At 62.2% G+C, this 25,973-nt stretch carries 24 protein-coding genes, 1 other RNA gene and 1 pseudogene; 9 read left to right on the top strand and 17 right to left on the bottom strand.

Going from position 1 to position 25,973, the window contains the following annotated elements:
- Positions 1-57: 57 nt before the first annotated feature.
- Together NO877_RS03420 and NO877_RS03415 are read right to left on the bottom strand one after the other, a co-directional pair.
- Positions 58-186: pseudogene (locus NO877_RS03420) on the bottom strand (ABC transporter permease); the annotation flags it as partial.
- Positions 187-487: 301 nt separating this feature from the next.
- A complete protein-coding gene (locus tag NO877_RS03415; RefSeq protein ID WP_256394903.1) occupies positions 488-4,447 on the bottom strand; it encodes a PGF-pre-PGF domain-containing protein in 3,960 nt (1,319 codons plus the stop codon).
- Positions 4,448-4,652: 205 nt separating this feature from the next.
- Here NO877_RS03415 and NO877_RS03410 point away from each other — a divergent pair, with 205 nt between their 5' ends.
- Positions 4,653-6,566, top strand: a complete 1,914-nt coding sequence (locus tag NO877_RS03410) for a histidine kinase N-terminal 7TM domain-containing protein (RefSeq protein ID WP_256394901.1) — start codon at positions 4,653-4,655, stop codon at positions 6,564-6,566.
- Between the two features lie 238 nt (positions 6,567-6,804).
- Positions 6,805-8,403, top strand: coding sequence for a helix-turn-helix domain-containing protein (locus tag NO877_RS03405; protein ID WP_256394900.1), 1,599 nt, complete (start codon positions 6,805-6,807; stop codon positions 8,401-8,403).
- A gap of 176 nt (positions 8,404-8,579) precedes the next feature.
- Here NO877_RS03405 and NO877_RS03400 read toward each other — a convergent pair whose 3' ends face one another.
- The gene (locus tag NO877_RS03400) at positions 8,580-8,936 is read right to left on the bottom strand and encodes a DsrE family protein (RefSeq protein ID WP_256394899.1); all 357 of its coding nucleotides are present in this window, start codon (positions 8,934-8,936) and stop codon (positions 8,580-8,582) included.
- Between the two features lie 211 nt (positions 8,937-9,147).
- On the opposite strand from NO877_RS03400, the gene NO877_RS03395 reads away from it, so the two are divergent.
- Positions 9,148-9,429, top strand: a complete 282-nt coding sequence (locus NO877_RS03395; RefSeq protein WP_256394898.1) for a hypothetical protein — start codon at positions 9,148-9,150, stop codon at positions 9,427-9,429.
- Positions 9,430-9,493: 64 nt separating this feature from the next.
- A complete protein-coding gene (locus tag NO877_RS03390) occupies positions 9,494-10,177 on the top strand; it encodes a haloacid dehalogenase type II (RefSeq protein ID WP_256394897.1) in 684 nt (227 codons plus the stop codon).
- Between the two features lie 102 nt (positions 10,178-10,279).
- Here NO877_RS03390 and NO877_RS03385 read toward each other — a convergent pair whose 3' ends face one another.
- From NO877_RS03385 to engB, 3 genes are all read right to left on the bottom strand, one after another.
- Entirely contained in the window at positions 10,280-11,257 is a 978-nt protein-coding gene (locus NO877_RS03385) for a hydroxyacid dehydrogenase (RefSeq protein WP_256394896.1), read from the bottom strand.
- A gap of 92 nt (positions 11,258-11,349) precedes the next feature.
- A complete protein-coding gene (locus tag NO877_RS03380) occupies positions 11,350-11,490 on the bottom strand; it encodes a hypothetical protein (RefSeq protein ID WP_256394895.1) in 141 nt (46 codons plus the stop codon).
- Between the two features lie 71 nt (positions 11,491-11,561).
- A complete protein-coding gene (gene engB, locus NO877_RS03375; protein ID WP_256394894.1) occupies positions 11,562-12,188 on the bottom strand; it encodes a GTP-binding protein EngB in 627 nt (208 codons plus the stop codon).
- 110 nt (positions 12,189-12,298) lie between these two features.
- Here engB and NO877_RS03370 point away from each other — a divergent pair, with 110 nt between their 5' ends.
- A complete protein-coding gene (locus NO877_RS03370) occupies positions 12,299-12,676 on the top strand; it encodes an ArsR/SmtB family transcription factor (RefSeq protein WP_256394893.1) in 378 nt (125 codons plus the stop codon).
- Positions 12,669-13,538 (top strand): arsenite methyltransferase, encoded by an 870-nt coding sequence (locus NO877_RS03365; protein ID WP_256394892.1) that lies wholly within the window; start codon positions 12,669-12,671, stop codon positions 13,536-13,538. Before NO877_RS03370 ends, NO877_RS03365 begins: the two co-directional genes overlap by 8 nt.
- A gap of 20 nt (positions 13,539-13,558) precedes the next feature.
- Here the strand turns inward: NO877_RS03365 and NO877_RS03360 are convergent, their stop codons facing one another.
- The 3 genes from NO877_RS03360 to NO877_RS03350 form a co-directional block, all read right to left on the bottom strand.
- Positions 13,559-13,804, bottom strand: a complete 246-nt coding sequence (locus NO877_RS03360; protein ID WP_256394891.1) for a MarR family transcriptional regulator — start codon at positions 13,802-13,804, stop codon at positions 13,559-13,561.
- On the bottom strand, positions 13,805-14,227 hold the full coding sequence (locus NO877_RS03355; RefSeq protein WP_256394890.1) for an arsenate-mycothiol transferase ArsC: 423 nt from the start codon (positions 14,225-14,227) through the stop codon (positions 13,805-13,807).
- A gap of 79 nt (positions 14,228-14,306) precedes the next feature.
- Positions 14,307-14,567 (bottom strand): hypothetical protein, encoded by a 261-nt coding sequence (locus NO877_RS03350; protein WP_256394889.1) that lies wholly within the window; start codon positions 14,565-14,567, stop codon positions 14,307-14,309.
- Between the two features lie 111 nt (positions 14,568-14,678).
- Between NO877_RS03350 and NO877_RS03345 the strand changes: the two genes are divergently transcribed.
- Positions 14,679-15,383 (top strand): 5-formyltetrahydrofolate cyclo-ligase, encoded by a 705-nt coding sequence (locus NO877_RS03345; RefSeq protein WP_256394888.1) that lies wholly within the window; start codon positions 14,679-14,681, stop codon positions 15,381-15,383.
- 76 nt (positions 15,384-15,459) lie between these two features.
- The gene (locus tag NO877_RS03340) at positions 15,460-16,755 is read left to right on the top strand and encodes a TIGR00341 family protein (RefSeq protein ID WP_256394887.1); all 1,296 of its coding nucleotides are present in this window, start codon (positions 15,460-15,462) and stop codon (positions 16,753-16,755) included.
- Between the two features lie 12 nt (positions 16,756-16,767).
- On the opposite strand, the gene NO877_RS03335 is transcribed toward NO877_RS03340, so the two are convergent.
- The 3 genes from NO877_RS03335 to rnpB all read right to left on the bottom strand — a co-directional run bounded on the left by NO877_RS03335 (position 16,768) and on the right by rnpB (position 19,354).
- A complete protein-coding gene (locus NO877_RS03335) occupies positions 16,768-17,520 on the bottom strand; it encodes a mechanosensitive ion channel family protein (protein WP_256394886.1) in 753 nt (250 codons plus the stop codon).
- A gap of 291 nt (positions 17,521-17,811) precedes the next feature.
- Positions 17,812-18,783 carry an NOG1 family protein gene (locus NO877_RS03330; RefSeq protein ID WP_256394885.1) on the bottom strand — a complete coding sequence of 324 codons (972 nt, stop codon included), beginning with the start codon at positions 18,781-18,783 and terminating at the stop codon, positions 17,812-17,814.
- 71 nt (positions 18,784-18,854) lie between these two features.
- Positions 18,855-19,354, bottom strand: an RNA gene (rnpB, locus tag NO877_RS03325) — RNase P RNA component.
- A 115-nt stretch (positions 19,355-19,469) separates the two neighbouring features.
- On the opposite strand from rnpB, the gene NO877_RS03320 reads away from it, so the two are divergent.
- Positions 19,470-20,072, top strand: coding sequence for a TIGR00296 family protein (locus NO877_RS03320; RefSeq protein WP_256394884.1), 603 nt, complete (start codon positions 19,470-19,472; stop codon positions 20,070-20,072).
- Here NO877_RS03320 and NO877_RS03315 read toward each other — a convergent pair.
- From NO877_RS03315 to NO877_RS03295, 5 genes are all read right to left on the bottom strand, one after another.
- Positions 20,069-21,223, bottom strand: a complete 1,155-nt coding sequence (locus tag NO877_RS03315) for a nicotinate phosphoribosyltransferase (RefSeq protein WP_256394883.1) — start codon at positions 21,221-21,223, stop codon at positions 20,069-20,071. The genes NO877_RS03320 and NO877_RS03315 overlap by 4 nt on opposite strands.
- A gap of 48 nt (positions 21,224-21,271) precedes the next feature.
- Positions 21,272-22,867, bottom strand: a complete 1,596-nt coding sequence (locus NO877_RS03310) for an Hvo_1808 family surface protein (protein ID WP_256394882.1) — start codon at positions 22,865-22,867, stop codon at positions 21,272-21,274.
- 24 nt (positions 22,868-22,891) lie between these two features.
- On the bottom strand, positions 22,892-23,335 hold the full coding sequence (locus NO877_RS03305) for an acyl-CoA thioesterase (RefSeq protein ID WP_256394881.1): 444 nt from the start codon (positions 23,333-23,335) through the stop codon (positions 22,892-22,894).
- Between the two features lie 251 nt (positions 23,336-23,586).
- On the bottom strand, positions 23,587-24,282 hold the full coding sequence (locus tag NO877_RS03300; RefSeq protein WP_256394880.1) for a hypothetical protein: 696 nt from the start codon (positions 24,280-24,282) through the stop codon (positions 23,587-23,589).
- An 80-nt stretch (positions 24,283-24,362) separates the two neighbouring features.
- On the bottom strand, positions 24,363-25,880 hold the full coding sequence (locus NO877_RS03295; RefSeq protein ID WP_256394879.1) for an MFS transporter: 1,518 nt from the start codon (positions 25,878-25,880) through the stop codon (positions 24,363-24,365).
- Positions 25,881-25,973 lie beyond the last annotated feature (93 nt).

Raw genomic sequence — 25,973 nt, 5'->3', positions numbered from 1 at the left:
TTCTCCCACTTTCGATGGCATTCGTGTTTTGCCCCACGCAGTCAGCACCACGAGGCCGAGGATGAACATCATCGCAGCGGCACTGAATGCACCAATGATCATGAATCCCTCAAGCCCGATGTTGAACACGCCGCTTTTTTCGGCGTACAGCCCGCCGATTGCCGCAATCGCGATCGGGGTCGCCATCTCCGAGCCCCTTGTGACGAGGAATTCACCTGAGCCACCATTTCCGATACCGGCTGCTACATGGTCACACGAATTTACTGCTTACTAACGCATACCAAAGTCGACCAGCTGGTCTTATTCGACGAATTCAACGATGGTGTCGGTCACAGTAGGTGAGCAGCAGTACTGATAGAAACCGAACAAGTGGGATCCCAGCAGAGAGTGGTCTGTCGGTGGATCGCGTAGATAGGTCTCTCCTGTCGACCGTCTCGGAGCGTCCTACCAGACCGAGTTCGAAGCGGTCGAGTCGTCGGTGTATTCATCACACACGTCGACCGACCAGAAGTGCCACGCCGAGCAGGGCGACGACTGCCGTGAACAGCCCGAATCCCGGCGTATTGTCCGCCGTCTCGGTCGATTCTGTCGGCTCGTCGGTCGCTGTCTCAGCAACTCTCTCGCCGACCGCAAATACCGAGAAACCGGGCGTGGTCGACTCGTAGGTGACCGCTTCGTCTCCGTCCGAGACGACTTCCGTGTCGAGTTCGGTCCACTCGCTGGCGTCCTCGTCGTAGCGGTTGAGCGCGACATCATCGACATCGAGATCACGATCGTCGAGGGTGTCGCTGCTCACCTCAAATTCGATGGTCGCCGCGCTGATTCGGTCGCTGGCATCGACGCCATCCGAGGCGGCCGTGAACTCGACATAAGAGATGGCCCGGCCGGGCTCACCGCTGGTGTCCCCGTTGTCATCGGTACGTCCATCCTCAGTATCCCCGAGCGTAGGTGTGCCATCGGGGAGGCCGTCACGGCTCGTCGGCCGAGCCTCAAAGGTTATCTCGGTATCCTCGCTGAAAGTGAGATCGACGCGACCGTAGCGCGTGCCACTCTCATCGCTGACAGCTGCACCGAGATCGATACTGGCGGGTTCGTCGGCCGACGCCGAGAGCGTCGCCGAGACACTCCCATCGTCGTTGGTCTCGATGTCGACAGCGTCATCGGTCCGCGAAGCGGTGCGACGACTCGAACTGCGTGCTGGATTGGCGCGTGGTGGGTTCGAGACCGACACCGCGACCGTGTCGTTTTTGCCGCCGAGTTCGGCTTTGAGCTCCGTTCGTCCCGCACTCTCGGCTCGCACGGTCCCGTTGGCGTCGACGCTTGCTACTGACGAATCATTCGAGGTGAGGTTCGCCGTTTCGGTACGGTCGAGCGTCGTTCCATTGATAAAGCTCGCATTGGCGGTGAAGGTCGTCGACTCGCCGGTCGTCAGTGAGTCTTCGGCGAGCGAAGCCGAAAGGGAGTCGACGGCTGCCTGCTCGATGGTAACGTTCGCGGTGGTGGTGACTGTGGTATTGCCGACGGCTACGAGGTCGACAGAGTAGGTGCCGCTGGTGTTTTCGAGGAACTCGAAGGCGGCGTCACCGGTTTCGTTCGTCCGGTTCGTGTTGCCAGCGACGAGTCGGCCGAGGCCACCGGAGTCGGTGACGTTGATACCCTCGTCGGCGAGCGAGTTACCGAATGCATCGGAGGCGTTGACCGTGAGCGTTCCGGGGAGTCCGGCGGTTCCGGTCACGTTCGGCGCGGTGAGGCTGTCGACGGCCGCGGGATCGACCCGAATATCAATGCTTTCGTCACCGAGGGCGTCCGCACTGGCAGTAAGCGTGTGGCTCTCATTGACCGTCGTTACTGACCGTGCAGCGACCCGCGTTTCGTTCTCGCCGGTTTCGTTGAGTTCGACCGCCGAACTGTAGACGATACCGTCGAACGCCGAGTCGAGTTCGAAGCCAGCGAGGTCCTGGCCGCTCGCCGGATTGCCGAACTCGTCGGTCGCGTTGACCGTCAGCACGAACGAGTCTCCCGCAATGATCGAATCCGGCGCGTCGACCGCGAAGCTGTCGGCGGCTGCGGCCGAGACGGTGAACGAGCGACTGCGGTCCTCGGTCAGTCCACCGGCAGCGGCAGTGAGGGTGTAGTCGTCAGCCGTCTCGATGGAGAGATCCGAGAACGTGGTGACGCCATCAGTAGCGCTGACTGTTGTGTCACCCCCGAGAGTTCCATCGCCGGTTTCGATATCGAGGGTCACCTCATCGGTGGCGTCGTCGACCACATTGTCGTACGCATCGCGGATGTCGACGACGAGAGTACCACTGGTCTCGTTGCTGACCGGCTCGCCTGCGGTCGCGTCGTCGGGCTGTGAACTGACGACGACGGCCGCCGGATCGGCCGGGTCGACCCTCACGGTTGCGGTGGCTTCGACTCCAGTATCTTCTCCCCACGCGAAGCCGAGGGTGGCGTCCCGGGACTGCTCGTCGGTGAACGAGAACGTTGCGACGCCGGAGGCGTTCGTCTGGTTCGTCTCGCCGGTCGAAATCCCGTCGAGACCACCGTCGTCAGTTACTTCGATTGTGACGCCCTCCAGGAGAGCACCAGTCCCATCAGTCGCTGTGACGTCGAGTTCTCCGGAGTCACCAGCAGTCGTCGTCGAGCCCGTCGCCTCGATCACGACGGAATCCAACACGTCGACCGCCGCCGTGTCAGTGACATCGTCAACCTCGCCCATGATCGTCACTGTGTCGCCGAAATCCCTCTCGCTGGAGGTGTAGGTCGTCGTCGCAGTACCGTCGGCGTTGGTGTCGTCGGTCAGTCCAAGACTGCCCTCGGCGGTTCCGGCCGAGAAGTCGACGGTTTCGCCCTCCTGTTCGTTTCCGGCGGCGAACGGTGCTTCGTAGGTGACCGTCGCGGTCACGGTGGCCTCGCCGGACGGTTGTATCTCGCTTTGATCGGCCACCATGTTGATCGCGAATTCGGGCTCGCCGACATCGAAGGCGACCGCTCTAGAGACAGAGTTGTCGTCGTCAAGTACCACCGACAGTTCCACGGGTTGAACCCAGTCGCCGTCGCCGACGACGTAGGTAGCGGTCGCCTCGCCGTTTCCATCAGTCGATCCGTCGCGGTTTTCAAGCGATCCCGAAGCCCTCACGGCCGAGAACGAGACCGGTTCGCCCTCGATCGGGGCTCCGGTCCCGGCGTCTTCGTACGTCGCCGTCAGGGTGATCTCGTTGGCCGATCCGCCGTCGACGGGATCAACCGGCATTGTCTCGTCGATATCAAGACTCAAGACGGGATCGATGACGCGGACGGTTGCGGTAGCCTCGTCGTCGCCCGACGACACCGTGATGTCTCCATTACCGTTGTTTTGGGAATCGGTCGTCCAAGAGAGGTCGACGTCCTCTGACACCCCGGAAGCGGGGGAAATGGTGGTGGAGTCGCGCTGTACGTTTTCGAAACCAGTGTCCGTAAGCGTCACCGTCCCTGAACCGTCCGCTCCCCAGTTGGTGACCGACGCGGTGGCGGTGAGCGTGTCACCGATCTCGACGGGGGAGTTCGTGTTCTCGATGGTCACACCGAAGTACGGGTCGGTGTTTTGCCACGCGAAGACGGGGTAGGAGTCGGTGGCGTGCCATCTGTCGGTGAACGCGAAGCCACCCATGTTCTCGGGTGCGTCCGCACCGGTCATCTCTTCGGTCGAGAGTCCGGTTCCGCCGGACGATCCGGATGTGAGTGAGGTATCCCAGTAGGAGGTTCGAACTTCGCCGCCGCTGTTGAACCCGACCACCCCACCGGCATCGTTTCCGCCGGACACGTCGCTGGCAGCATAAGAATCTTCGACGGTTCCGGTGTTCTGTCCGACCAGTCCACCGGCGTATTCGTATTCTGTCGACCTACTGGTAACAGTAGCCGTTGCGTACGAATCTTCGATGGTACCAGCATTCTCTCCAACGATTCCACCGGTATGGCCACCTCCCTCGACCGATCCGCTAACACTGACGTTTCGTACCACTCCGTCATTGTAGCCAATCACCCCTCCAGTAGCTCTATCTGGATCTCCGTTGATGACGTTCACACCCTCGAAGACGACGTTTTTGACCTCAGAACCGGATGTCCGTCCAAAGAGACCGGAAAACCCACCTGAGGAGTCGATTTTGAGGCCAGAAATCGTATGCTTCTGTCCATCAAACGTCGCCTTGAAATAGTCATACCCAACATCTGCGTTGACAGGCGCGATCGTCTCGAATCCGCCGTTGCCGACGACGGTTTCATAGCCGTCTGTATTCTCGTCGAGGTCGTTCGCAAGGACATAGTCCCCAGTGGGGTCGTCTTGCATTCCCTGGAGATCGGTCCAGTTGGAGATCTCCGTTTGGGCTGCGGCCGTCCCGACAAGCCCGGTGCTGAGGACAGCCACCGATACCACTACGAGTATCGTGGCCAGCCGAAGGCGCTTCATTATGCCTCCGGAGCCGACACCGCATCAATTCGGCGCGGTCGGTTGGTCGACAGTTCAGAGACGCTCGGTCGACGGTTGGCCCGCCGGAGACCCAGTGTGGGCTGTGACGAAGGACGTCCGACGAATCCTCTCGGGAGAATCGGTCGCATTGTTGGTCAGTAGTACTGATAGAAGCGGCATAAGTGGGATACCAGCGAGTAATGGTATGTGTGGGTTTCACGCCCTCAAACACCTACTGTCGACCGTCTCGGGGAGATATGTTCTCCGGGTGACCGGAACCGATAGAGTCCTACCGGTCGAGTCGAAAGATAGTCACAGAGTCATGTACGTTGCCGGGCTGACCGCGTATTCGGGGTCGGCGCTCATCGGCGGGCTGCTGGCGATCTCGCTGCTAGTCAAATACGACCGTCGACAGCCCGCCTTCACCTTCGGGGTGTTCCTGCTGGTCGTCGGTTTTTGGGCGGCGACCTACGTCGGCTATCTCGTTGCCGAAACCGAGGCGTGGCTGCTGTTTTTCATCCAACTGTCGTATCTCTCGGTCGTTACGGTTCCGCTCGTCTGGATCACCTTCGCCCTCCAGTACACTGACCGCGAGGCGTGGCTCTCGCGGCGACGGCTCGCCTTTCTCTCGCTGGTTCCCGCTGGCGTCCTCGCGCTCGTCTGGACCGTCGAGTCACATTCGTGGTTCTACGCCGAGATGATCGTTCGAACGGTCGATGGCGTCGCCTTGCTCGAAACGCCGCCCGCCATCGGCCACCGAGTCAATATCGTCTACTCCTACAGCCTGTTGCTAATCGGGACGGGCCTCATCGTCGGCGAGACCGTCACGAAAAACCGGCTGTACAGACGCCAGTCGTTGGTGCTTTTGGCCTGTCTGAGCGCGCCGTGGCTCGCCAACGGGCTGTTTCATCTGGGATTTCGCCCGATTCCGACCGCGGATCTCACTCCCGTCGTCTTCGTCATCGTGGGGATTCCGCTGGCGGCCATCGTCCAGCGCGCCGAACTCACCGGCTTCGTCCCGGTCGCCCACGAGCGCGTTTTCCATACCCTCGACGATCCAGTGTTCGTCGTCACCACGTCGAACCGGGTCCTGGATGCCAACCGTGCCGCACGGGCGGTGGTCGATGTTGATGGGGATTCGATCGGGGGCCAGGACCTCACCTCGATCCTCCCGGACCCGCTGCTCGAAGACGGCGATCTCCACCCGGAACTGGCGGGGGCCATGGAGTGTGTGATCGAGGTCGACGGCACGCCGCGACAGTATATCGCCCGGCTCAGAGGGACCGAGCCAGCCACCACGGACGAGCCACGCGGCTGTATCCTCTCGCTGACCGACATCACCCTCCAGAAGACCCAACAGGAGAGCCTCGAAGCCAAAAACGAACAGCTCGAACGGCTCGCGGGTGTCGTCTCACACGATCTGGCGACGCCGCTGGCGACCGGCGAGAGCCTGCTGCATCTCATACGGGCGGATCTGGCTTCGCCATCGGCCGAGGTCGATCAGTCACTGTCTGATCTCGAAACCGTCCACCGTCGGCTCCGAGCCTTCGCCGAGGGGCTGCCCGCGCTCGCCCGCGAAAGTACGGACGTGAAGACGCCGACCGACTGTGATCTCGAAACAGTGGCCCGAAACGCGTGGGATGTCGTCGACACCGCTGGGCTCGGACTCAGCGTCGAGTCGACCTGCCGCCTGACTGCGGATGCCAGTCGGCTCCAACAGGCCTTCGAGAACCTCTTTCAGAACAGTGTTGAGCATGGCTCAACGAGTAGCCCGACGGAGCCCGGCGACAGTGTCGAACATGGCTCAACGAGCAGCCGGACGGAACCCGGCGACAGCGTTGACCACGCCGCGGACGCCCGCCAGCCGTCTGTGACCACCGTGACCGTTGGGACACTCCCAGCGGCGTCGGGGTTTTATATCGAGGACGACGGGCCGGGTATTCCGGCCGACAGGCGGGAGGATCTGCTGGCGTTCGGCGTCTCAACCGGCAGCGGCTCGGGCTACGGGCTGGCCATCGTTCGGACGATTGTGGACGCCCACGGCTGGTCGCTGGCGATCACTGACAGCGAGGCAGGCGGCGCACGGTTCGAGATCGAAACCGCCACACACGCCGGGTGAATCGACGACAGACAGCCACTGATAGTCAGCCGCCACCCTCCAGTGCTCACCCTACAGTACCCACCGTCCAGCCCCCTCCCTCCAGCATCCCGACTGTCAACCAACTGCAGCCGTTAGATACCACTATATGGTGGCATACCCTTTAGGAGGCTCTCCGAGAACTAGGAGAACAAATGAGCCACGTGCGAACTGCCGCGGTCCGACGCCTCTGTGAGCGGCCGACGAGTGGTGTCTGAGAGTGCGCCGAAAGGGCATCCAGGAGCCACCAGAGACACGCCCGATATCGGTGCTCCTGATCGACGACGACGAAACATGGGTCCGAACCCAGCGGCGACTGCTCGAACGGTTCCAGGAGCGAGTCGACGTATCGACAGCCACGAGCTTCGAGGCGGCCCAAGAGGCACTCAGCGCCGAGCTACCGGACTGTGTCGTCTGTGACTACCAGCTCGGGGACGGCACCGGGGTCGAACTGCTGGCGGAGGTTCGCGCCACCGAGCCGGAGCTGCCGTTTATTTTGGTGACCGGCGAGGGAGACGAGGCGGTCGCCAGCGACGCGATCGGCGAGCAGGTCACCGACTACGTCAGGAAGATGGAACTCGGCCACCAACCCACCGGGTTGGTCCGGCGGATCGAAGCGGCCGTCGAGGCCGACCGGAACCGCCGGGCGGTGGCCCGCGAGCGACGACACAAGGAGGCGCTCCTCGAAACCGTCACCGCCTCGTCGACCCGTTCGGAACTCGGCGAAACCATCTGCGAGCAGTTGGTCGAAAGCGGCTATGGCTGTGCATGGATCGCTGTGCTCGACAACGACCGCGGAGTCGTCCCGCTGTCGACGGCTGGTGAGACCACCTATCTCGAAGCCACGATCCCCCCCGGGAGGCGGCCAGCCGACTGTACCGAGCCAACCCTTCGTGCACTCGACGAATCCGAACCACTCGTTCACTCACTGCCAGCCATCGAGGGGACGGACCCCGAGTCCGCAGACTGGCAGCAGGTCGCCGTCGACCACGGCTTCGGGTCGGTGGCAGCGATCCCGATCAGTCACAACGGCGTCTATTTCGGTGTGTTGACGGTCTACAGCCGGATGCCGCGGATCGACGACCGTGAACGGGCGTTGCTCACCGAGTACGCTGAGACGGTCGGCTACGCCTTCCAGACGACCGCCTGGAAGCGAACGCTCCTCTCGTCTGCCACCCCGACGGTCGCATTCACACTCCGCGGTGGGTGCCACCCGCTTGTCGGGCTTGCGGCAGCACTGCCCGACGGATCGGCGCTCCGTACAGCAACAGTCATTCCCCGAAATGACGACGAGGTGCTCTACGTTACGACCGTCGAAGGAGTCACGGAAGCCGACCTCTCGGCGGCCGTTACCGCGACTGCGGCCATCATCTCGGTCGACTACTACCGAACCGACGACGTCATTCAGTGTGGGCTCGTCGCCGAGTCGCCGGTTCCCGAAACACGGCTCGTCGATGTCGGCGTCTCGCTATCCCAAACCAGCGTCGACGGGGGACACGCACGGATCGCAGCGGTTCTCGGCGGCGAAACCACCGTCAAGCAGTGTGTCGAGGTACTCTCGAAGCAGTGTGGCGAGGGATCGGTGACGACGCTGTGGACCACCGATTCCTCCAGGACACCCAACACGGAGGTGGTCGACGATCTGACCGACCGACAGCGGCAGGTGCTCGAACTCGCCATCGAGGCGGGCTACTTCGAGCGGCCGCGGCACAACAACACCGGTGAGCTCGCCGACACACTCGACATCTCACGGGCGACGTTTACCCAGCATTTACGCGCCGCCCAGCGGAAGGTGTTCGCCGCGGAGATTCACAGGTAACGGTCCTCCAGTCAGGATAGAATATAAAACCAGGCCGACAAGGCGCTCGTTGAGACGCTTCGAGACGGATTCATCGCCGAAACAAATGTGGGCGTGTGATGGACTGTGGGCGTGTGATGGACTGTGGGCGTGTGATGGACTGTGGGCGTGTGATGGACTCGGGAGGCTGCGCCGAGTTAGAAGGTGATCACTTCGTAGCCGTCGGCGACGAACTCCCGGACGCTGGGGTGGCCCTCGTACTCGTTGACGAGCGTGAGCCCGGCCTCGTCGACTGCGTCTTCGACACCGAAGGCACCCGCACAGTAGTCACAGACGATCGCCTCATCGCGGATCGCCGTATAGAGGTCGTGGTAGTCGCTCTCGGTGTCGATGAGCTCCGGAATCCACTGGGTGCCAGCGCCGTCGAAGACAACCGTTACCTCGTCGCCGTCGGTTTCGGCGAACTCCTTGGCGGCTTCGAGCCCGTTTGCCAGCCGCCCGTAGTCGGCGTGCGATTCGTTCCCCGTCAGAATGAAGATTGCTGCGTTTGCCACAGCTCTCTGTGCGCCCCAGTCCATCTTATACCGACGGCTGTTGTGTACGACCGACACCAAGCCGCCGACTACCATGTATGAATACTGGCGTCTTTTATATACAGCACAAGGGCCAGTGACAAACTCCAGTCTGGCCCGGGACGGCTCGTGCGTCGACTGTGCACAACGAACCAACCACTACTTGCGTCGGCACGCGAGTATCCCCGTATGTATGAGTGCCCATTCAGCGGGCGAGACGGAGACGGATGGGCCGACGATGAGTGACGACGGCAACGACGAGTCGTTTCTCGGTGCGCTGTCGATCATCGGGACGATCAGCTTCTGTTGTATCGGTCTCGGCACGGTCGTCGGGACGGCCACACTGGCAGGCGGCTTCACCGGGACCACCGTCGCGATCGGAGCCGCAACCCCACGCGGATCGCTTATCAGTGCCCTCGTGACCGCACTGACCGTCGTCGCCGTCGCGCTCGTTGCGCGCTGGTACTACCGCTGAACGGCTTCTCGAATCGAAGTGCCATGTCCGAACCGTTACCATCGAGCGAGCCGTCAGCCCAGCTATGCCATTCGATCCCGACCGCGTTTCGACGGTCACCTTCGACTCCTACAGCACGCTGGTCGACGTCGAGGCCGCCGAGCAGGCCCTCGCCGCGCATGTTGCCGACCCAGAGCCGATCTCGAAGCTGTGGCGCTCCCGATCGCTGGCCTACACGTTCGTTGCCAACGGGATCGAGGCCTACCAACCCTTCTACGAAATCAACCGCGACGCGCTCCAGTACGCCCTGGATGCCCACGGCATCGACATCTCGACCGCCGAGCGCGACGAGATTCTGGCGGTATACCACGAACTGGACGTCTTCGACGACGTCCGAGACGGGATCGAGCGCCTCCGCGAGGGCGGCTACGACTGCTATGTCGTCTCCAACGGGAACCCCGAAATGCTCGATTCGCTGGTCGAACACGCCGAGATCGGTGATCTCGTCGAAGACACGATCAGCGCCGACGAGATTCGGACGTTCAAACCGACCGCCGACCTCTACCGCCACGCCGCCGGGCGAACCGGGACGCCGATCCAGGAGATCGCCCACGTCACCGCGGGCTGGTTCGACGTGATGAGTGCGACCCACGCCGGAATGCAGGGTGTCTGGGTCGACCGGAAGGGCTCGCCGTGGGAGACCTTCGGCACCGATCCCGATCTCACCATCGAGACGGTCTTCGAGCTGGCCGATGCGCTCGGAGTCTGAGGACAGACGAGACGGCTGCACAGAGACGTTCCTTGATAAACGGGGTCGGGCCGTGGTCGTCCTGCCACACAGAGGCGATCGCCGACGGGCGGGGAGTCGTGGTTACTGTTCGATCTGTCGGTCAAGCGCCTCGCGGTTGACCGTCGACTCCGGGAGGTCGCCCTCGTAGACGGTCCGGATGTTCGCTGCGGCCCCGCGACTCATACGCTCCAACGCGTTGTACGTAACCCCACCGACGTGCGGTGTGAGGAGCACGTCGTCACGGTCGAGCAACGGATTGTCCTCCTCGGGCGGCTCCTGTTCGAAGTTGTCGAGCCCGGCAGCCGCGATCACGCCGCTGTCGAGAGCCTCGAAGAGCGCCGCCTCGTCGACGATTCCTCCGCGTGACGTGTTTATAAGCACGCCCTCGTCACCGAGCGCCTCGAACTGCGCCGTCGAGACGGCGTGCCGCGTGTCCTCGACCAGCGGCACATGAATGCTCACGGTATCCGACCGGGCAAACAGTTCGGTGAGGTCGTCGACCTGCTCGATTCCCGCGGGAACGTCATCGGACGGGACGTACGGATCGTAGACGACGACGTCTTGGCCGATCCCTTGGGCGATCGTCGCGGTCTCCTGAGCGATGGCACCGAACCCCATCAGTCCCAGCATGTCGCCCTGCAGTTCGTGACCGGTGTAGGCGGCTCGATCCCAGCCGCCCTTGCGGACGTGGCGGTCGGCAGCCGCAAGGTTTCGCTGGACGCCGAACTGGAGTGCAATGGCGTGCTCGGCGACCGACCGGGAGTTGACCCCCGGCGTGTTGCAGACCACGACACCGTGTTCGGAGGCTGCCTCGATATCGACGTTGTCGAGTCCGGTGCCGTGTTTGGCGATCACCTGCAGGTTCGCGGCGCGCTCGATAACCTCGCGGTCGAGTTCGGCGACCCTGACGACGACCGCATCGTAGGCGGCGATGTCGTCGAGGGCGGCCTTGAGGCTGCCGTATTCATCCATTCCGGTACACTCGGCGAAATCAGCGATCGACGATGGCCCGGATGGGTCGATCTGGGTCGGCAGGAGAATTTGCCACGGTTCGGACATATCGATCTATTTCAACTAGAGGAGCAAAAGGGAACCTAAAACAGCCCGGTCAACCCAGGCTGGTGCGATTCGATCGAAGCCAAACAGTCCCCTCACGTCTTCACGAGAACGAATATCCCGACTGCGAGCAGTCCCACTCCCCACCAGACGGAGTCGCCGGGAAGTGCGGTCAACAACAGCGTGACGAGTCCCGAACTGATCAGCGACCAGCCTGCGGTCGTGTTGCGAGCCATACGCCACCATGGGCCCCGGTCGCCTTCACGGTCCGGACCGTCAGCGTCGACTGAACGTCAGTAGTCGCCGACTATTTTTTGACGAACGTCAGCAGATCGTCACGTTTAGCCTCGTGGAGATGGTGCGACAACACCTCGCGGAGTGCGTTGATCCGCCCCTTTTTCGCCGTGATCGGGGCGATCGTGTCGTCGTCCCACTGCTGCCACGGCGGAAAGAGACCAAGCCGATCACACAGGTCGTTGAGTCGTTCGTCTTTGTCGTCGACTTTGTCCATCTTGTTGACCGCGACCACGACCGGGATATCGAGTTCTTCGAGGAAGTGAAACATCTCGACGTCGTGTGGGATGTTGCCGCGGTCGCTGTGGCGGTCGATGATGTCGATGACGCTCTTGCCGTCGACGACGAGCACGCCAGCCAGAATCGAGTCGGCGTTGTCCTCCAAGTAGCGGACGATATCGGTTTGGATCGCGTCTTGGTGCTCGCCTTCGACGCCGGACATGAAGCCGAACCCCGGCAGATCGGTAAACATGAAGCTCTCGCCCGACCAGTCGAAGTGGTTGGGCTTCCGCGTGACGCCCGGTTTTTTCCCAGTTGGGACGGCGTGGCCCGTTAGCTCCCGCATAATCGTCGACTTGCCGACGTTCGACCGGCCGACGAGGACGATCTCGCTGTCGCGGTCGGGACGATCTTCGAACATACCTACAGTAGCAGCCCCAGCGGATAAACGACTTCTGTGTGGTCGGTGCCGACCGATCGACCGCGACGACAGATACATATTTGAGTATTCCAATATTTGAATATAGAAATATGAATTCGAACAGCGCCGAACACACGGACCGGGGTATCGAAGACGCACCCGATGGGGACTGCTGTACAGCCTCACACAGCCTCACCGATGAGGCACTCCTCGATGATGTGGCAATGCTCTCGGCGGTCGGCAACGAAACACGGTACGAAACGCTCAGATACGTCGCTGGTGCGGGCCAAGCGGGTGCCTGTGTCTGTGAACTCCCGCCGCTGGTCGGCGTCACCCAGGGCACCGTCAGCAACGCCCTCTCGCGGCTCCTGGAGGCCGGATTGGTCAGTCGGCGAAAGGAGGGACGCTGGCGGTATTATACGGCAACTACCGAGGCACGGACACTGCTGTTGGCGCTCGATACCATCCAGGAGGGGAGCGATGAGTGACCACTCGACCGACGAACCGATCGATCCGGACGAACAGCGCCGCGCAGTCAGAGAGCGGTACGGCGCGATTGCTGAGACGTCGAGCGGCTGCTGTGGACCGACAGCCGACCGGGCCGCCAGCGGGTCTTCGACCGGCTGCTGTGAGCCGACCGCTGGCGAGCGCTCCGACCCAGCCACATCGGCTCTCGCCGAAACGACACGCCAACTCGGCTACGACGATGCGGACCTCGATGCGGTCGAAGACGGGGCCAATCTCGGATTGGGCTGTGGCAATCCGACCGCGATAGCGAGTCTCGACGCCGGAGAGACGGTGCTCGATCTGGGTGCGGGTGCGGGCTTCGACTGCTTTTTGGCTGCCCGCGAGGTGGGCGAGACGGGCCACGTTATCGGCGTCGATATGACCCCCGAAATGATCGAAAAGGCCCGCGAGAACAGCCGGGAAAACAGGTCGGCAAACACGGAGTTCCGGCTCGGCGAGATCGAACACCTCCCGGTGGCCGACGGGACGGTCGACGTCATCATCTCGAACTGTGTCATCAATCTCTCGCCAGCGAAACCGCAGGTGTTCGCCGAGGCGTTTCGGGTCCTACAGCCTGGCGGTCGGCTCGCGGTCTCGGACGTAGTTCTCAGCGCGAGCCCACCGGAGGCCGTCCAGTCCGATCTCGACGCGATTGCCTCCTGTGTCGGTGGTGCAGCTACCGTCGAGGCCCTCGAAACCATGCTCGAAGCGGCCGGGTTCGTCGGTATCGAAATCGAGCCAAAAGACGAAAGCCGAGAGTTCATCCGCGAGTGGTCCGACGAATACGACGTCAGCGAGTACGCCGTCTCGGCGACAATCGAGGCACGGAAACCACTCACGTAGCCGACTGGGTACGACCCTGCTCAGCAGTGACTATCGACCGGCCGGTAGCGTTTCCGGCGGGCATCTGTCGGATCTCTCGATTCAGTAACGACGCCACAGTCGACGAGTTTCGAGATGGCCCGCTGGATCGTCTCACGGTTGAGTCCTGTCTCGTCGACGAGCGCCGACTGGGTTCGGGGACCCTCGTGGCAGAGGACCGTGTACAGGAGTTTCGCGCTTGCAGTCGCCTCGGCGACGCAGGCGCGGCCGTCAGTTGCAGCGCTCATCTATTGGGTCGCCAGCAGCTCGTCGAACAGCGCGTCGACGCGAGCCTCGATGTCGTCGCGGATCTCTCGGACCGAGTCGAGGCCCTGCCCGTCGGGATCGTCGAGATCCCAGTCGCGGTTCTCGCCGTTCCAGGCCGCGGGACAGACGCCCTCGGCCGAACAGCCCATCGTGATCACGAGGTCCATCGCTCGCAGATCGTCGGGAGTGACTTCTTTCGGAACCCGATCCGAGAGGTCCATTCCCTTCTCTTTCATGACCTCGACGACTTCGGGGTGGACGTGGTCGGCAGGCTGGGTGCCGCCGGTTTCGATCTCGATGTCGGCTTCGGCATCGTGTTCGGCGCGGGCCTGTTCGGCGAAGGCGGTTGCCATCTGACTCCGACCCGCGTTCTGGACACAGACGAAGGCGATCTTGGTCGACATACCTACACGAAAGTGGCGAGCCTCTTTGCGATTCCGGTCAGAGATTATATACACCTCTATAGCCCACCGTAGACAGTGACTACCGCGTGTTGTCGGTGCGCGAGCTGTATCGCGCCCGGAGCCAGACCGCCAGCCGGTCGAACTGAACGAATCGCGGGTGGTCAACGACGAGTTCCGAAAGAACGGCAAACGGAACTGCAATAACAACGATAAGACCGATCATCTCGGGTGTTATCTCCGCATCAGTTGTCAGAACGACAGCGAGAACGTCCTCGGTGATACCGAAGACGATCCCGATGACGAGGAATTCGAGCAGGCGTTTCAACCGGCCGTGGTTCATACAGGGTAGTGGCTCGCGTGGCTCATATAGCTCCACACCCTCTCTGCGGCGGGGAGGTAGAGCCGACCGGCGTACCGACAGCCCAACGTACTGACGGATCGAAAGTCGACTATGAGTTCCAAACCCGACCTCCGCGAACGGATCTGGGATTTCCTCGAAAGCGAGGGGATCGCCCGGTTTCCGTTTCCGCCGCACGGCCGAATCCCGAACTTCGAGAACCACCGCGAAGCAGCGGATCGGCTGGCCGACACCGAGGCGTGGCAGCAGGCTTCGACACTGAAATGCAATCCCGACGCGCCGCAGTTACCGGTCCGTCGACGGGCCCTCCGCGACGGAAAAACCGTCTATATGGCCGTACCGCGACTCCGCGACGAACAGCCGTTTCTCCGGCTCGATCCCGACGAGGTCGACGACATCGACGCCGCGACAACGGTCTCCGGCAGTTCGAAACACGGCATCCCGGTCGACCCCGAGGCGATGCCACACATCGACCTCATCGTCGCCGGGAGCGTCGCCATCGACGAGACGGGGAGTCGCGTCGGCAAAGGCGAGGGGTATAGCGATCTCGAATTCGCCGTCCTGCGGGGGTTCGGCCGCGTCGACGACGCCACCACGGTCTCCACAACCGTCCACGACTGCCAACTCGTCGAGGGGATCGAGACCGACCGCCACGACGTGCCGCTGGATCTGATCGTGACGCCGACGCGGACCATCGAGACCGAGTCAACCGGGCGTCGACCCGAGGGGCTCTACTGGGCAGATATCGATACCGAGATGATCGCAGAGATCCCCGTATTGGGTCGGCTCCAACCCTGAGGCTTGCTGTCCGATCTACGGAAAATCATCCGAGGGCGTACTGAGTTCTTTAGGCGACCGCATGGAGTGATGAGTCGTGCGACTCGTACAGGTCAAGGTTCCGGCGGGAAGCCAGCAGACAGTCACCGAGACGCTCGACGAGGCTGATGTCGACTACGTCGTGACAGACGAGATCAGCAGCCAGGAGTTCAGCGCGGTCGTCACCTTTCCATTACCGACCAATGCCGTCGAGTCCGTGCTGGCAGACCTGCGCGAGGTGGGGATCGACGAAGATACTTACACCGTCATCGTTGAGGCTGAAACGGTTATTTCGAAGCATTTCGACGAACTCACCGAGGAGTTCATGGAAAGGGAGTCGGGCGAAAACAAGGTCGCCCGCGAGGAGATCCAGACCGACGCGAAGAACCTGGTCTCGGGACCACGGACCTATCTGGTGATGACCGTCATCAGCTCGGTGGTCGCCACCGCGGGCCTCCTGCTGGATTCGGCGGCCACCGTCGTCGGCTCGATGGTAATCGCGCCGCTGATCGGCCCCGCGCTGGCCGCCAGCGTCGGGACTGTGGTCGACGACCACGCGTTGTTCCTTCGGGGCGTTCGACTCCAGATAAGCGGGATGCTGGTCGCGGTCGGCAGCGCGGCGCTCTTTGCGGCCGCCCTCCGCTTCGGCAACCTCGTCCCGCCGGGGCTCGACCCGCTGACGATCGGCGAGGTCCGCGAGCGGCTGGCCCCGAACATCCTCGCGCTCGCGATCGCTCTCGGCTCGGGAGTGGCCGGGATTCTCAGCCTCATGACCGGCGTTTCGGTCTCGCTGGTCGGCGTGATGATCGCCGTCGCGCTGATTCCGCCCGCCGCGGCGATGGGGATCGGTATCGCCTACGGCATCCCGTCGCTGACGTTGGGCTCCGGCGTGTTCGTGCTGGTCAACGTGTTGTCGATCAACCTCGCGGCGTTGCTGGTGTTGTGGTACTCCGGCTACCGCCCCGAAGCGTGGTTCCGGGTGCCCGACGTTCGGAGTGCCGTCTTCAAGCGGATCGTCGTGCTCGTCGTCTCGATTCTGATCCTCTCGGTGTTTCTCGGCGGGATCACCTACGACTCCCACACCACAGCCGTCGAGGAACGGGCCGTCGAGGACGCGGTTGGTGATGTACTCTCCGAGCAGCGTTACGACGAGATCCGCGTCGACGAGATCACGGTGAGCCGGACCGATGGGATCCTCTTCAGCGAGGTCGACCACGTGGTGATCCGGATCTCGGTTCCAACTGACCAACCGCTACCATCGCTTGCCACGCCGGTCCACGATGCCGTTGTCCGGGCGCTGGGCTACGAGGTCTCCGTCGAGGTGCAGTTCGTCCAGGTCGAAACCGTGAGCTAAGGAGGGTGTCGGTCAGTCGTCGTCGGCCGCCGAACCCTCTGGCCCGGACTGGCGGGTACCGTAGGACGGCGCAGCCTCACGGGCCGACCCCATCCAGCGGGCGATGTTCTCCTCGACGTACTCCCGACCGCCCAATCCGAACCCAATGCCAGCACCGATCGCGATCGCGGCGGCGATACCCCACGCGAGGGCGCGGGCGAACACGTAGAGGATCTCGACGTTGATCCCCATCGTATCCAGGCCAATGACGATGGCCATGAAGTAGAGGAACAGTTTGGTCCCGGCCGCGAACGCCCCGGCGTAGGCGCTCTGTGTGGCTGCTTGGGTCCGCTTGATCGCATCACCGAGGAAGTCGGCGACGACGAAGCCGAGGACGATCACCAACAGACCGGCGATGAACGCCGGGAGGTAGGAGACCGCGGTTGCGACCCACGTCGACAGCGTCTCGATGGCCAGAGCGTTGGCGGCCGCCAGCACCGCCAGCGCGTAGACGAACCACGCCGATAGCGTACCGAAGGCCTTCGAGACGGACTGTTCGGTCCCTCCGAGCATCTCGCCGATCGGGGTGCTGAGGACCGCCCGGTCGAGTTCAACCGCGTCGGCCAGCCGACCGACGACTTTGGCGACCGCCCGGCCAACGACCCAGCCGACCAGCAGAATGACGACCGCGCCGATCAGTCGGGGGATGAACGCGAGCGTCGTCGCGACGGTCTCCTGGAGCCACGACGGAACTGTTGCCTGAGCGACTGCCACACCGGGAGTCATCGGCACTCACCTCCAGCCGCGGTGGATACAGCAGGTGCGCCTCCAGCAGTGGCAGCGCGTGTCGGTCGGTCGAAAGGTGTGTCACTCATACCATCTATCCTCGTCGACCCATGGGTTTTGTTAGCACCCTCCTGTACGTCGTGACCGCAGCGACAGTCGAGTAAGCGAGAACCTGCATACCCACGCGACACCGGATATCTGGACGAAAAGCGGCCCCACCGGAGGGCGTGCTCACTGACACCCGGGGGAAAGAGTAAGCAGAGCTTTGCTGTCGGATGGGCGGTCGGAGGATTACTCGCCGCGGGAGGGAAGCTCCGGTTCGAAGCCGACCGCCTCGATGGCGAGCTCCAGGACATCGTCGACGCCCTCGTCGTTGGTGACGCTCATGTAGGCATCAGCCTCGACATCGGTCGACCGATCGCTCTTGTTGCAGATCGTCAACACGGGGATGTCGCGCTCTGCGAACCGGGCTTCGACCGAGTCCCGGAGTTCCAACTGGACGTCGAGGGGGTAGCCACAGTCGCCGGAGGCGTCGACGAAAAACAGGATCGTATCGGCCAGATGCTCGATCGCACCGACAGCCTGCCGCTCGATGTCGTTGCGCTCGTCCTCTGGTCGGTCGAGCAGCCCTGGCGTGTCGATCAGCTGGTACCGGATGTGGTCGCGCTCGACGTGGCCGATCTGGACCCCTCGCGTCGTAAAGGGGTATTCGGCGATCTCGTTGGAGGCCCGGGTGACGTGGTTGACGAAAGAGGATTTGCCGACGTTGGGGTAGCCAGCGATGACGATAGCGGGTTCGTCGGGCCGGATGTCGGGGAGGTTCTTCAGCGCATCACGGGCGTCGCCGACCGCCCGGAGATCGTCTTCGATCTGATTCATGATATCCGCGATCCGCGCGAAGGCCTGCTTGCGGTGTTTCCGGGCGACTTCGGGGTCGGTCTTGCGGAGTTTGGGTTGGTACTCCCGTCCCAGATCTTCTATTTGGCGGCTGGCCCACGTCACTTTCGACAGCGATTGCCGGAGTTCGTCGACGTCGACGATGGCGTCGGCCAACTCGTAGTAGAAGGGGTCGATATATTCGAAATCGGGCCAGGCGGTGACGACGTTCTCGAGGTTGTCGGAGGTGATGTTGACGGCGATCGTTAGCATCGACTGCTGGGCTTCGAGGCCACCTTTGGCCTTGCCCGAGCGGGCGGCCCGTGAAAAGGCCTTGTCGATGAGTTCCTCCGACCGCGGTGTCGTCGGAAGGCTCTCGAAAATCATATTCCGTTAGTAACCGCCGCGTACCTAAAAGCACGTCCGTTTGGCGGTGCGGCTGCTCGGCGCACAAATGGGCTGAGAGGAGTAAGCCCCCTTCTGTTTCGACCCGACATTCGGCTGAGCGTCCGTCGTCGTGTTCGGACTACCTCGACGGCCGGCCGTCGACCCGCTGCCGACGCCCGACTGTCTGACGCGGACTTGCACCGGTGAGGATTCACCGTTCCATCCGTTCCTGTCCGTGAGTGGTGACGAAGTCACCACGCCCTCGCGGCTTCGCCGCTCGGTATAACGCGATGCGTCGCATCGCGCCCTCGGTGGGTTAACTTCCTTCCCTTACGGGTCGGTTCGCACACTCGCAGCGAGGCCGCGAGTGCCGTCGACCGCCGATAGCGGTCGCACGCACCTCATCGGTTGGGGCAGGTGGTCTCGTTTCTGTTTCAGCGCCAGCCGTCTCCGACTCCGGGCTTGTGCCCGGTCACCTGTCCGAACGGTGGGGGGACTTTCCTCATGGCCTCGGCCGTGTACCCGAACTGGATACAGCCGACCACAGCCACGGGGATCGGGCTCTCTCTACCCTGTTAGTCTACGGCTACGACTCAAATAAGACGTTCGGTCACCCGAAGCCACTCCCTAACTCTGTTCTAAACAAATGGGAAGAATTGAAGTCGGTCCCTCTCATGAGTACTGTTATGTCCGAGGCACAGACCGTTCAGCTGAGTTATGATGACGGCGCACGAGCAGTCGAACTCGCACGAGAAGCAGTAGAGTCGTATGTTCTCCACGGCCAGCGGGAGCACCCCGGCAGTATGCGGGATGCCTTTTATGCGAGAACCGGCGCGTTCGTCCGGATTCAGTCGACTCGCGGGCGGGGTCGGCTCCGAGGCTGTGCGGGTGCCTATCAGGGTTCCGATCAGCTCGGTCACGCGATCGTCGACGCCGCGATTCAGGCGGCCTCGGCGGACTCGGCGGGCTCGGAGATCGGTTCGAAAGAACTGGACGATCTTTCGATTTCGGTCTGTGTCGTTAGCAACACCCTACTGACGAACGATCCGCTCGAAGACCTCGAACTCGGCACCCACGGCGTGGCGATCGACACCGGCAACAAACACGCGTGGCTGTATCCGACACTGCCGGTCGAACAGAACTGGAGCAAAGAAAAGTATCTCTCCTTAGTCTGCCGGAAGGCCGATGTCTCGCCGGTGGCGTGGCAGGACGACGATACCATGATCACGCTATTTGAAGGGCAGGTCTACCGCGAACGACCCGACGGCGGCAGCGTCGAAGAACTTTAAAAACCGACGAGCGAGGCGTCTTGTTTGGCGCGTTCGACTGCAGCATTGAGCGAGTAGTCGAAGCTATCCAGGACGGTTCCGTCTCGAATGAGCGGCTCCATCAGCTCTTCGCTGTTGGGGGGTGCGTCGGTCCCCCGAAGACCGACGTGGTGACCACCGTCGTCGGTTCTGTACACTGATTTGATGCCGGAGAGTTTGCCGCGTTTGGAGACGGGCTCGCCGTCGACAGCGACGATATCGAGCGCGAAGTCGACCGGGTCAGCATTCGAGATGTAGCTGCCGACACCGAAGCCGTCGGCGATATCGCGCAGTTCGCGGAGCTCGGAGGGGCCGAGGCCGCCGCTGACGAAGATCTCAACGTCCTCGTGGCCGCGGGCGTCGAGTTCCCACCGGACCTCACGGATGATATGGCGGAAATCGCCGCGCCGGGAGCCGGTGGTGTCGATCCGGACGCCGTCAAGCCGGTCGCCCAGGGCCTCCGCGGCGCGGATCACCTCGTCTTTCTCGTCGCTGAAGGTGTCACAGAGCGCGATCCGGGGGACGGATTCGGGGACCGTCTCGTCGAAGGCGCGCCAGGCGTCCTCCTGGTTGCCTTTGCCGAAACAGAGGAGGAGCGCGTGGGGCATCGTCCCGCCAGCCTCTCGGCCGATAATCTCGCCCGCGGCGACGTGAGAAAAGCCGTCGAGGCCGCCGAGGAGGGCGCTCCGTTCGACGACCGCCGCGATCGAGGGATGAACGTGGCGTGCGCCGAAAGAGAGCACCGACGAGTCGGGCGCGGCCCGCCGAGCTTCGAGGGCGGCGGTCGCGATGCCCGAGGCATGGGAGAGCAGCCCGAGCAGCGAGGTTTCGAGCCGGGCGAATTCGAGATATGGTCCTTCGATCCGCAGGACGGGGCCGCCGTCGAACAGCCGCCCCGGCGGGATCGCGTCGACGTCGACCGATCGTTCGGAGAGGAGGACGGCGGCGTCCTTGAGGCCTGCCAGCAGTTCGAACTCGCCGTCGGGGAACTGGTCGGCGGTCACCTCGGCGGCGACGTGTGGGTTGCGGTCGGCCGCTCGCAGCGTCGACTCGGTGCGCTCGAAGTAGGCGTCGGTCGCCCGTCCCGAACGGATCGCTTCGGGAGAGACGATATCGAACGTAGGATCGGTCATGGCTCCCGATTCGGGTGGCGGTCTCAAAAAGGAGACGGGATGGCCCCGTCAGCGCAGCCGCCGCCCGACAGCGACGAACGCGACCAGCGCGGCCACCGCAGCCGCCACGCCAAAGCCGGGGATGTCGTCTTCGAGAACTGCCGGTCCAGCGCTGTCGTTGATCGCTGTCGGTTCAAGCGCCGGTCGTAATTCAAACAGCCCCTCCTCTGTGGGTGCGTGGACGATCGTGACGCGGGTGTCGGTGACATCGACCGCGTAGGCGCCGCTGAACGAGCCATCCGAGACGACGTAGGCACCCGAATCGGTTTCGGTGGCGTCGTGGGCATCCAGGATTCCACCGTAGGCCTCGACGAACTCGGAGACATCTTGGGTCGACTCCCACTGGGTCGTCCAGACGTAGCCGTCGTCGTCGCCGCGTGTGTAGGGGTAGAGCTTGTCACCGACCCAGCCGTCGGACGGCGCGGCGGAGTAGTTGTACTGGTCGTACGCGCCGGTGGCCTGCCGCAGCGAATCGGTGTCGACCGTGTCGGCCCCGTACTCGGCGGCCTGATACCAGAACATGACGTAGATCGAGGCCTCGCCGACGGTCTCCGCGCCGCCGACACCCTCGTCGGGATACCGTTGCCAGCCGTCGGTCGACTCGTCGGCAACGTCGAGCGACGCGGCCTCGGGTGGCTCGCCGTGGATGATGGTGCTTGTCGTCTCGGGCGGCGAGGCGACACGCTCGCCGACGCCGTCCCATCCCTCGGTCGACCTGACCTCGTGGATGTAGGCCGGGCCGTCGGAGTACGGCTGGAGCAAGGTCAGCAGGATGCCCTGATTGCTGGGCGAGTCACTGTTGCTGCCTGCGGTAGCTGGTTCGTCGAGACACGCCCATTGCCCCGCGGCACAGCGCTCCTCGTAGCGGGCTTCGATGTAGCCCGCTTCGCCCTCGACGACGCCGTCGACTGCGAGATCAGCGTCCTGTGTGGCCGCGCGATACTCCGGGCTCGTCAGATCGTACTGTTGGTCCTGCCACGCGTGGACGAGTTCGTGGACCAGCGTCCGCTCGCTGACGGTCGGTTCGTCGGGCGTCGAGGAGACGATGACGATCTGGTCCTCCGATGGCATATAAAAGCCGTTGACGGCCGCGCCGACGGTCGAATCGATCGCCTCGGCCGACCGCTGGTCTTCGCCGACGACGAACAGCGCCTCCCAGACCTGGTCGTTCCACTGCTGGAAGCTATCGGTACGTGTGGAGTTGGTCAGGACGCTGTCGGCGCGGAACGACTCGCGGCTTCGGACCTCGACGTCGACAGTCGAGTCGAACTGCTCGCCACGGAGCTCCTCGACGCGGGCCATCGATCGGTCGACCAGCCGATCGAGTTCCTCGTCGGTGAGGTTCGTCGGCTCGTCGAACCCGAGTTCGTCGTCGTGGCAGACCCCGTCGACACAGCCGAGCCGTGAGTCAGGCCCGGATTCACTCGCTACCTGGGGTGTCGAGGTGGTCGATGACCCCGTTGAGATGGGTGATGGCGACTGGGCCGACGACAGCGACCCGGAGTCAATACTGCCACTGGGAGTGGGTCCGGCGGTCACAACCGCCGGGGCGACTCCGGCCGACAGGAGCAAGAGGGTCGTGAGGAAAACGGCGAGCCGGGTCATTGGGGGCTGTTAGTCGCCGAGGGATTACTCGGTTTCGGCCCACTCGCGGGCGGCGTCCTGGAGCTCGGCATCCCGATCGGACTCGACAGTGAGTTCGGGCACCGGGGTCGGGGTGCCGTCGTCGCCCAGCGCGACGAAGACGAAGACACTCTCGGTGGTCAAGGTTCGCTCGCCGCTGCGTGGCTGTTCGCGGAAGGCCCGGAGTCGGACTTTAATACTCGTCTCGCCGTGGTCGAAGACATAGGCCTGGATGAAGGCGGTATCGCCCTGGGGGATCGGCCGCCGGAAGTTCATCTGGTCGATGCTCGCGGTCACGCAGGTCTCGCCCGCAAACCGCATCGCCGCCATCGCGCCGACCTCGTCCATCCACTTCATGACGATCCCCCCGTGGGCCGTCTCGTAGTTGTTGGTGTGGTTGGGTTGGACGCGGTGGCGGTTCTCGATGAAGGTGTCCTGGACGGTTGGCATGGGTTTAGTAAACACAGGCTACTTAAAAAGGCCAGTCGACCCGATGGAAACCGTCTTTGGGGTGTTGGTCGTTGGGTCGACTGGCCGATGACGAACGCACCGCTCCGAGACGGGGTGGCACCTGTCGGTGACGAGCCCTATGAGTACCGAGGCCTTCAAAGTAGCATTAAATATACAAAAGATGCGGATATCTATTATAAAATCATCTAATTAATTTCAATACTAGTTGTACATCTTAACCAAGGACATAATTAGTTTGATAGAGACATATAGAAATCACCCATTAGCGATTTTATCATACTTCTTTCCATATATAATCGAGTTTTCCACATTATAAATGACCCCCACATTAGGGATATGACTAGAACTACACCCTCCGTGAAAGAGAGAGCTGTGTAATATATTCCGTTAGAGTTTAGAAATAGAATAGATAGGTGTGTAATCAATGAAATTGCAAAAATTACATATAGGCTTCTGGAGAGGATAAATAATATATGAAAACGGTATGAACGGCCAATGTTATTGTTGTTTAAATAATTATACGTGATACTCCTCAAATCACTACTACTTATTTCATTTTCAATAGCTGAGTAGTCATCATAATTGGAAGTGTTAAAAAATAACTGACATTCTTCATAGTACCTTCGTGCAAAATTCCATTTGTCATCTTCTTGAGCTTTTTTGACCTTTTTGATTTGCGTCTCCCATGGATCATAGTCTCTTGTGAAGACACCATCAATTTTCAGTGCAGTAGCTTGTATAACCCAACCAATTACATAGCTAACAATAACAAACGTGAATAATCCAGGTAATCCAGTAACAGGTAGTGTATTCAATTTTGACAGGATATATCCTTTTGGGAGAATTGAAGCGAAGAGAATTATCCCAACTGCGCCGGGAACAATATCTGCCAGTACGTCCCACAAATCAAATTGATTGAAATTCATTCGTAAATGATTTCAATTACTATTGTGGTATATTCTTTTACACACTAGTTGGTAACTTCCCCATTCGACGACCCTCCGACCTATTCAGAATCATCCACATCTGGAATCTCCCGTGGCAGGAACGTCGACGCCACGAGCAACACCAACACGAGCAGTACCAGCAGCAACAGCGCCGCCTGTTGAGCGTCGAACATCGCCGCCTCAAAGATCCTCTCCAGGAGTTGCCGCTGGGTCGGCGGCAGCTGCTCTAAGAACTGTTGTCGCGTGGCTTCGGTCGCCGTCTCGGCGAAGTCTTCGAGCGCGATCACGAGGTCGGTTCGCTCGGCGGCCGAGACGGTCTCCCCTTCGGCGCGGAGCACGCCGTCGATGACGCTCCCGTAGAACTGCCCGAGGAAAAACGAGCCGACGACCGCCGTCCCCATCGCGTAGCCGATCGAACTGCTGACGTTCAGGACGCCCGAGGCCGCCGCGGAGTCGACGGTCGGCACGGCCGACATCGTCATATTCGAGATCTGCGCCAGGATGAGACCGACCCCGGTGCCGACGACCGCCACCGGCAGCGCCATCCCGATGATCGTCTGGCCGGGGCCGGTCTGTTCGTACAACACCACCAGTCCGAGGCCCATACAGACGATGCCGACCTGAATGAGCGTCTTCGGTGAGACATAGTTGCGCCAGCCGGTCGTAAACGCCGCGAAGCAGACCGACGCGATAGAGTAGGGCAACAGCGCGAGCCCGGTGTCGAAGGCAGTGTAGCCGAGGACGGCCTGCAGATACACCGGGAAGATGAAAAAGAAGCCAGCCGAGATGATCGAGCGCAGATTGTACGCGATCACCCCCGCGACGAACGGCCGGTTCGTCAGCACGCCCAGTGGCACCAGCGGCGATCCTCCGGCGCGTTCCAGCCTGCGCTCGTACTGCACGAACGCCGCAAACGCGAGGAGGCCCACCGCGAGCAACCAGATGGCTGGCGACGTCCCGAACGGATTGAGGGTCACGTACTGAACAAAGTAGAGAATCACCGCCACACCGACGAGTTGGAGCGCGAACCCCCACCGCCAACTCGCGTACGTGGTGAGTGCGCCGCCGATGATCGGCCCCAGCGTCGACCCAAGCCCGCTGATACCAGCCAGCAGGCCGAACGCGGTCGCCCGGTCGTCGTCTTCGTAGCTGACCGTCAGGACGGTGAACGTCAGGGGAAACAACACGGCGGCCGCCGCGCCCTCGATGACTGCCCACCCCAGATAGAGGACCATCGTGTTCCAGCTGATCGCCGCCACCACCGTCCCACCGGCATAGACGAGCAGTGCGACGGCCATGACACGCCTGCTACTGTGCCGAGACGGCAGCGTCCCGGCCGGGAGGATCAGCGCAGCGATCACCAGCGAGTAGAGGGCGACCGCCCCCTGAATGACGGTGACTGTGGTATCGAACTCCGCGACCATCGTGGGGATGGCCACGTTCATCAGCGAGGCGTTGACGACGATGATGAACGTCGTCAGACTCACCGCGAGTGCTGGGGCCCAGTACTGGAGGCGCGTCGTCCCGTCCGGAAAGCGTTGAGAACTCCCGTTGGAAGGAGAGCCTCCCGAAGGCATACAGCGGTGTACCACGTCGACCCTCAAATAGCGAGGACCCAGTCAGCGAGACGGAACTGGCAGCCGATCTATCAGAGCCGGAGAACAGCAGTT

The sequence above is a fragment of the Halohasta litorea genome, assembly GCF_024494645.1.
GTDB lineage: Archaea > Halobacteriota > Halobacteria > Halobacteriales > Haloferacaceae > Halohasta > Halohasta litorea.
This window is presented reverse-complemented; position numbering and strand designations above follow the sequence as displayed.

Bases quoted from the DNA above. Each gene is read 5' to 3' on its own strand.
- NO877_RS03385 (WP_256394896.1), bottom strand. From the start codon at position 11,257: ATGTCCGAACCGTGGCAAATTCTCCTGCCGACCCAGATCGACCCATCC.
- NO877_RS03390 (WP_256394897.1), top strand. From the start codon at position 9,494: ATGCCATTCGATCCCGACCGCGTTTCGACGGTCACCTTCGACTCCTAC.
- NO877_RS03315 (WP_256394883.1), bottom strand. From the start codon at position 21,223: ATGACCGATCCTACGTTCGATATCGTCTCTCCCGAAGCGATCCGTTCG.
- NO877_RS03365 (WP_256394892.1), top strand. From the start codon at position 12,669: ATGAGTGACCACTCGACCGACGAACCGATCGATCCGGACGAACAGCGC.
- NO877_RS03415 (WP_256394903.1), bottom strand. From the start codon at position 4,447: ATGAAGCGCCTTCGGCTGGCCACGATACTCGTAGTGGTATCGGTGGCT.
- engB (WP_256394894.1), bottom strand. From the start codon at position 12,188: ATGTTCGAAGATCGTCCCGACCGCGACAGCGAGATCGTCCTCGTCGGC.
- NO877_RS03370 (WP_256394893.1), top strand. From the start codon at position 12,299: ATGAATTCGAACAGCGCCGAACACACGGACCGGGGTATCGAAGACGCA.
- NO877_RS03360 (WP_256394891.1), bottom strand. From the start codon at position 13,804: ATGAGCGCTGCAACTGACGGCCGCGCCTGCGTCGCCGAGGCGACTGCA.
- NO877_RS03335 (WP_256394886.1), bottom strand. From the start codon at position 17,520: ATGACTCCCGGTGTGGCAGTCGCTCAGGCAACAGTTCCGTCGTGGCTC.
- NO877_RS03395 (WP_256394898.1), top strand. From the start codon at position 9,148: ATGAGTGCCCATTCAGCGGGCGAGACGGAGACGGATGGGCCGACGATG.
- NO877_RS03320 (WP_256394884.1), top strand. From the start codon at position 19,470: ATGTCCGAGGCACAGACCGTTCAGCTGAGTTATGATGACGGCGCACGA.
- NO877_RS03410 (WP_256394901.1), top strand. From the start codon at position 4,653: ATGTGTGGGTTTCACGCCCTCAAACACCTACTGTCGACCGTCTCGGGG.
- NO877_RS03305 (WP_256394881.1), bottom strand. From the start codon at position 23,335: ATGCCAACCGTCCAGGACACCTTCATCGAGAACCGCCACCGCGTCCAA.
- NO877_RS03345 (WP_256394888.1), top strand. From the start codon at position 14,679: ATGAGTTCCAAACCCGACCTCCGCGAACGGATCTGGGATTTCCTCGAA.
- NO877_RS03330 (WP_256394885.1), bottom strand. From the start codon at position 18,783: ATGATTTTCGAGAGCCTTCCGACGACACCGCGGTCGGAGGAACTCATC.
- NO877_RS03310 (WP_256394882.1), bottom strand. From the start codon at position 22,867: ATGACCCGGCTCGCCGTTTTCCTCACGACCCTCTTGCTCCTGTCGGCC.
- NO877_RS03355 (WP_256394890.1), bottom strand. From the start codon at position 14,227: ATGTCGACCAAGATCGCCTTCGTCTGTGTCCAGAACGCGGGTCGGAGT.
- NO877_RS03295 (WP_256394879.1), bottom strand. From the start codon at position 25,880: ATGCCTTCGGGAGGCTCTCCTTCCAACGGGAGTTCTCAACGCTTTCCG.
- NO877_RS03350 (WP_256394889.1), bottom strand. From the start codon at position 14,567: ATGAACCACGGCCGGTTGAAACGCCTGCTCGAATTCCTCGTCATCGGG.
- NO877_RS03300 (WP_256394880.1), bottom strand. From the start codon at position 24,282: ATGAATTTCAATCAATTTGATTTGTGGGACGTACTGGCAGATATTGTT.
- NO877_RS03380 (WP_256394895.1), bottom strand. From the start codon at position 11,490: ATGGCTCGCAACACGACCGCAGGCTGGTCGCTGATCAGTTCGGGACTC.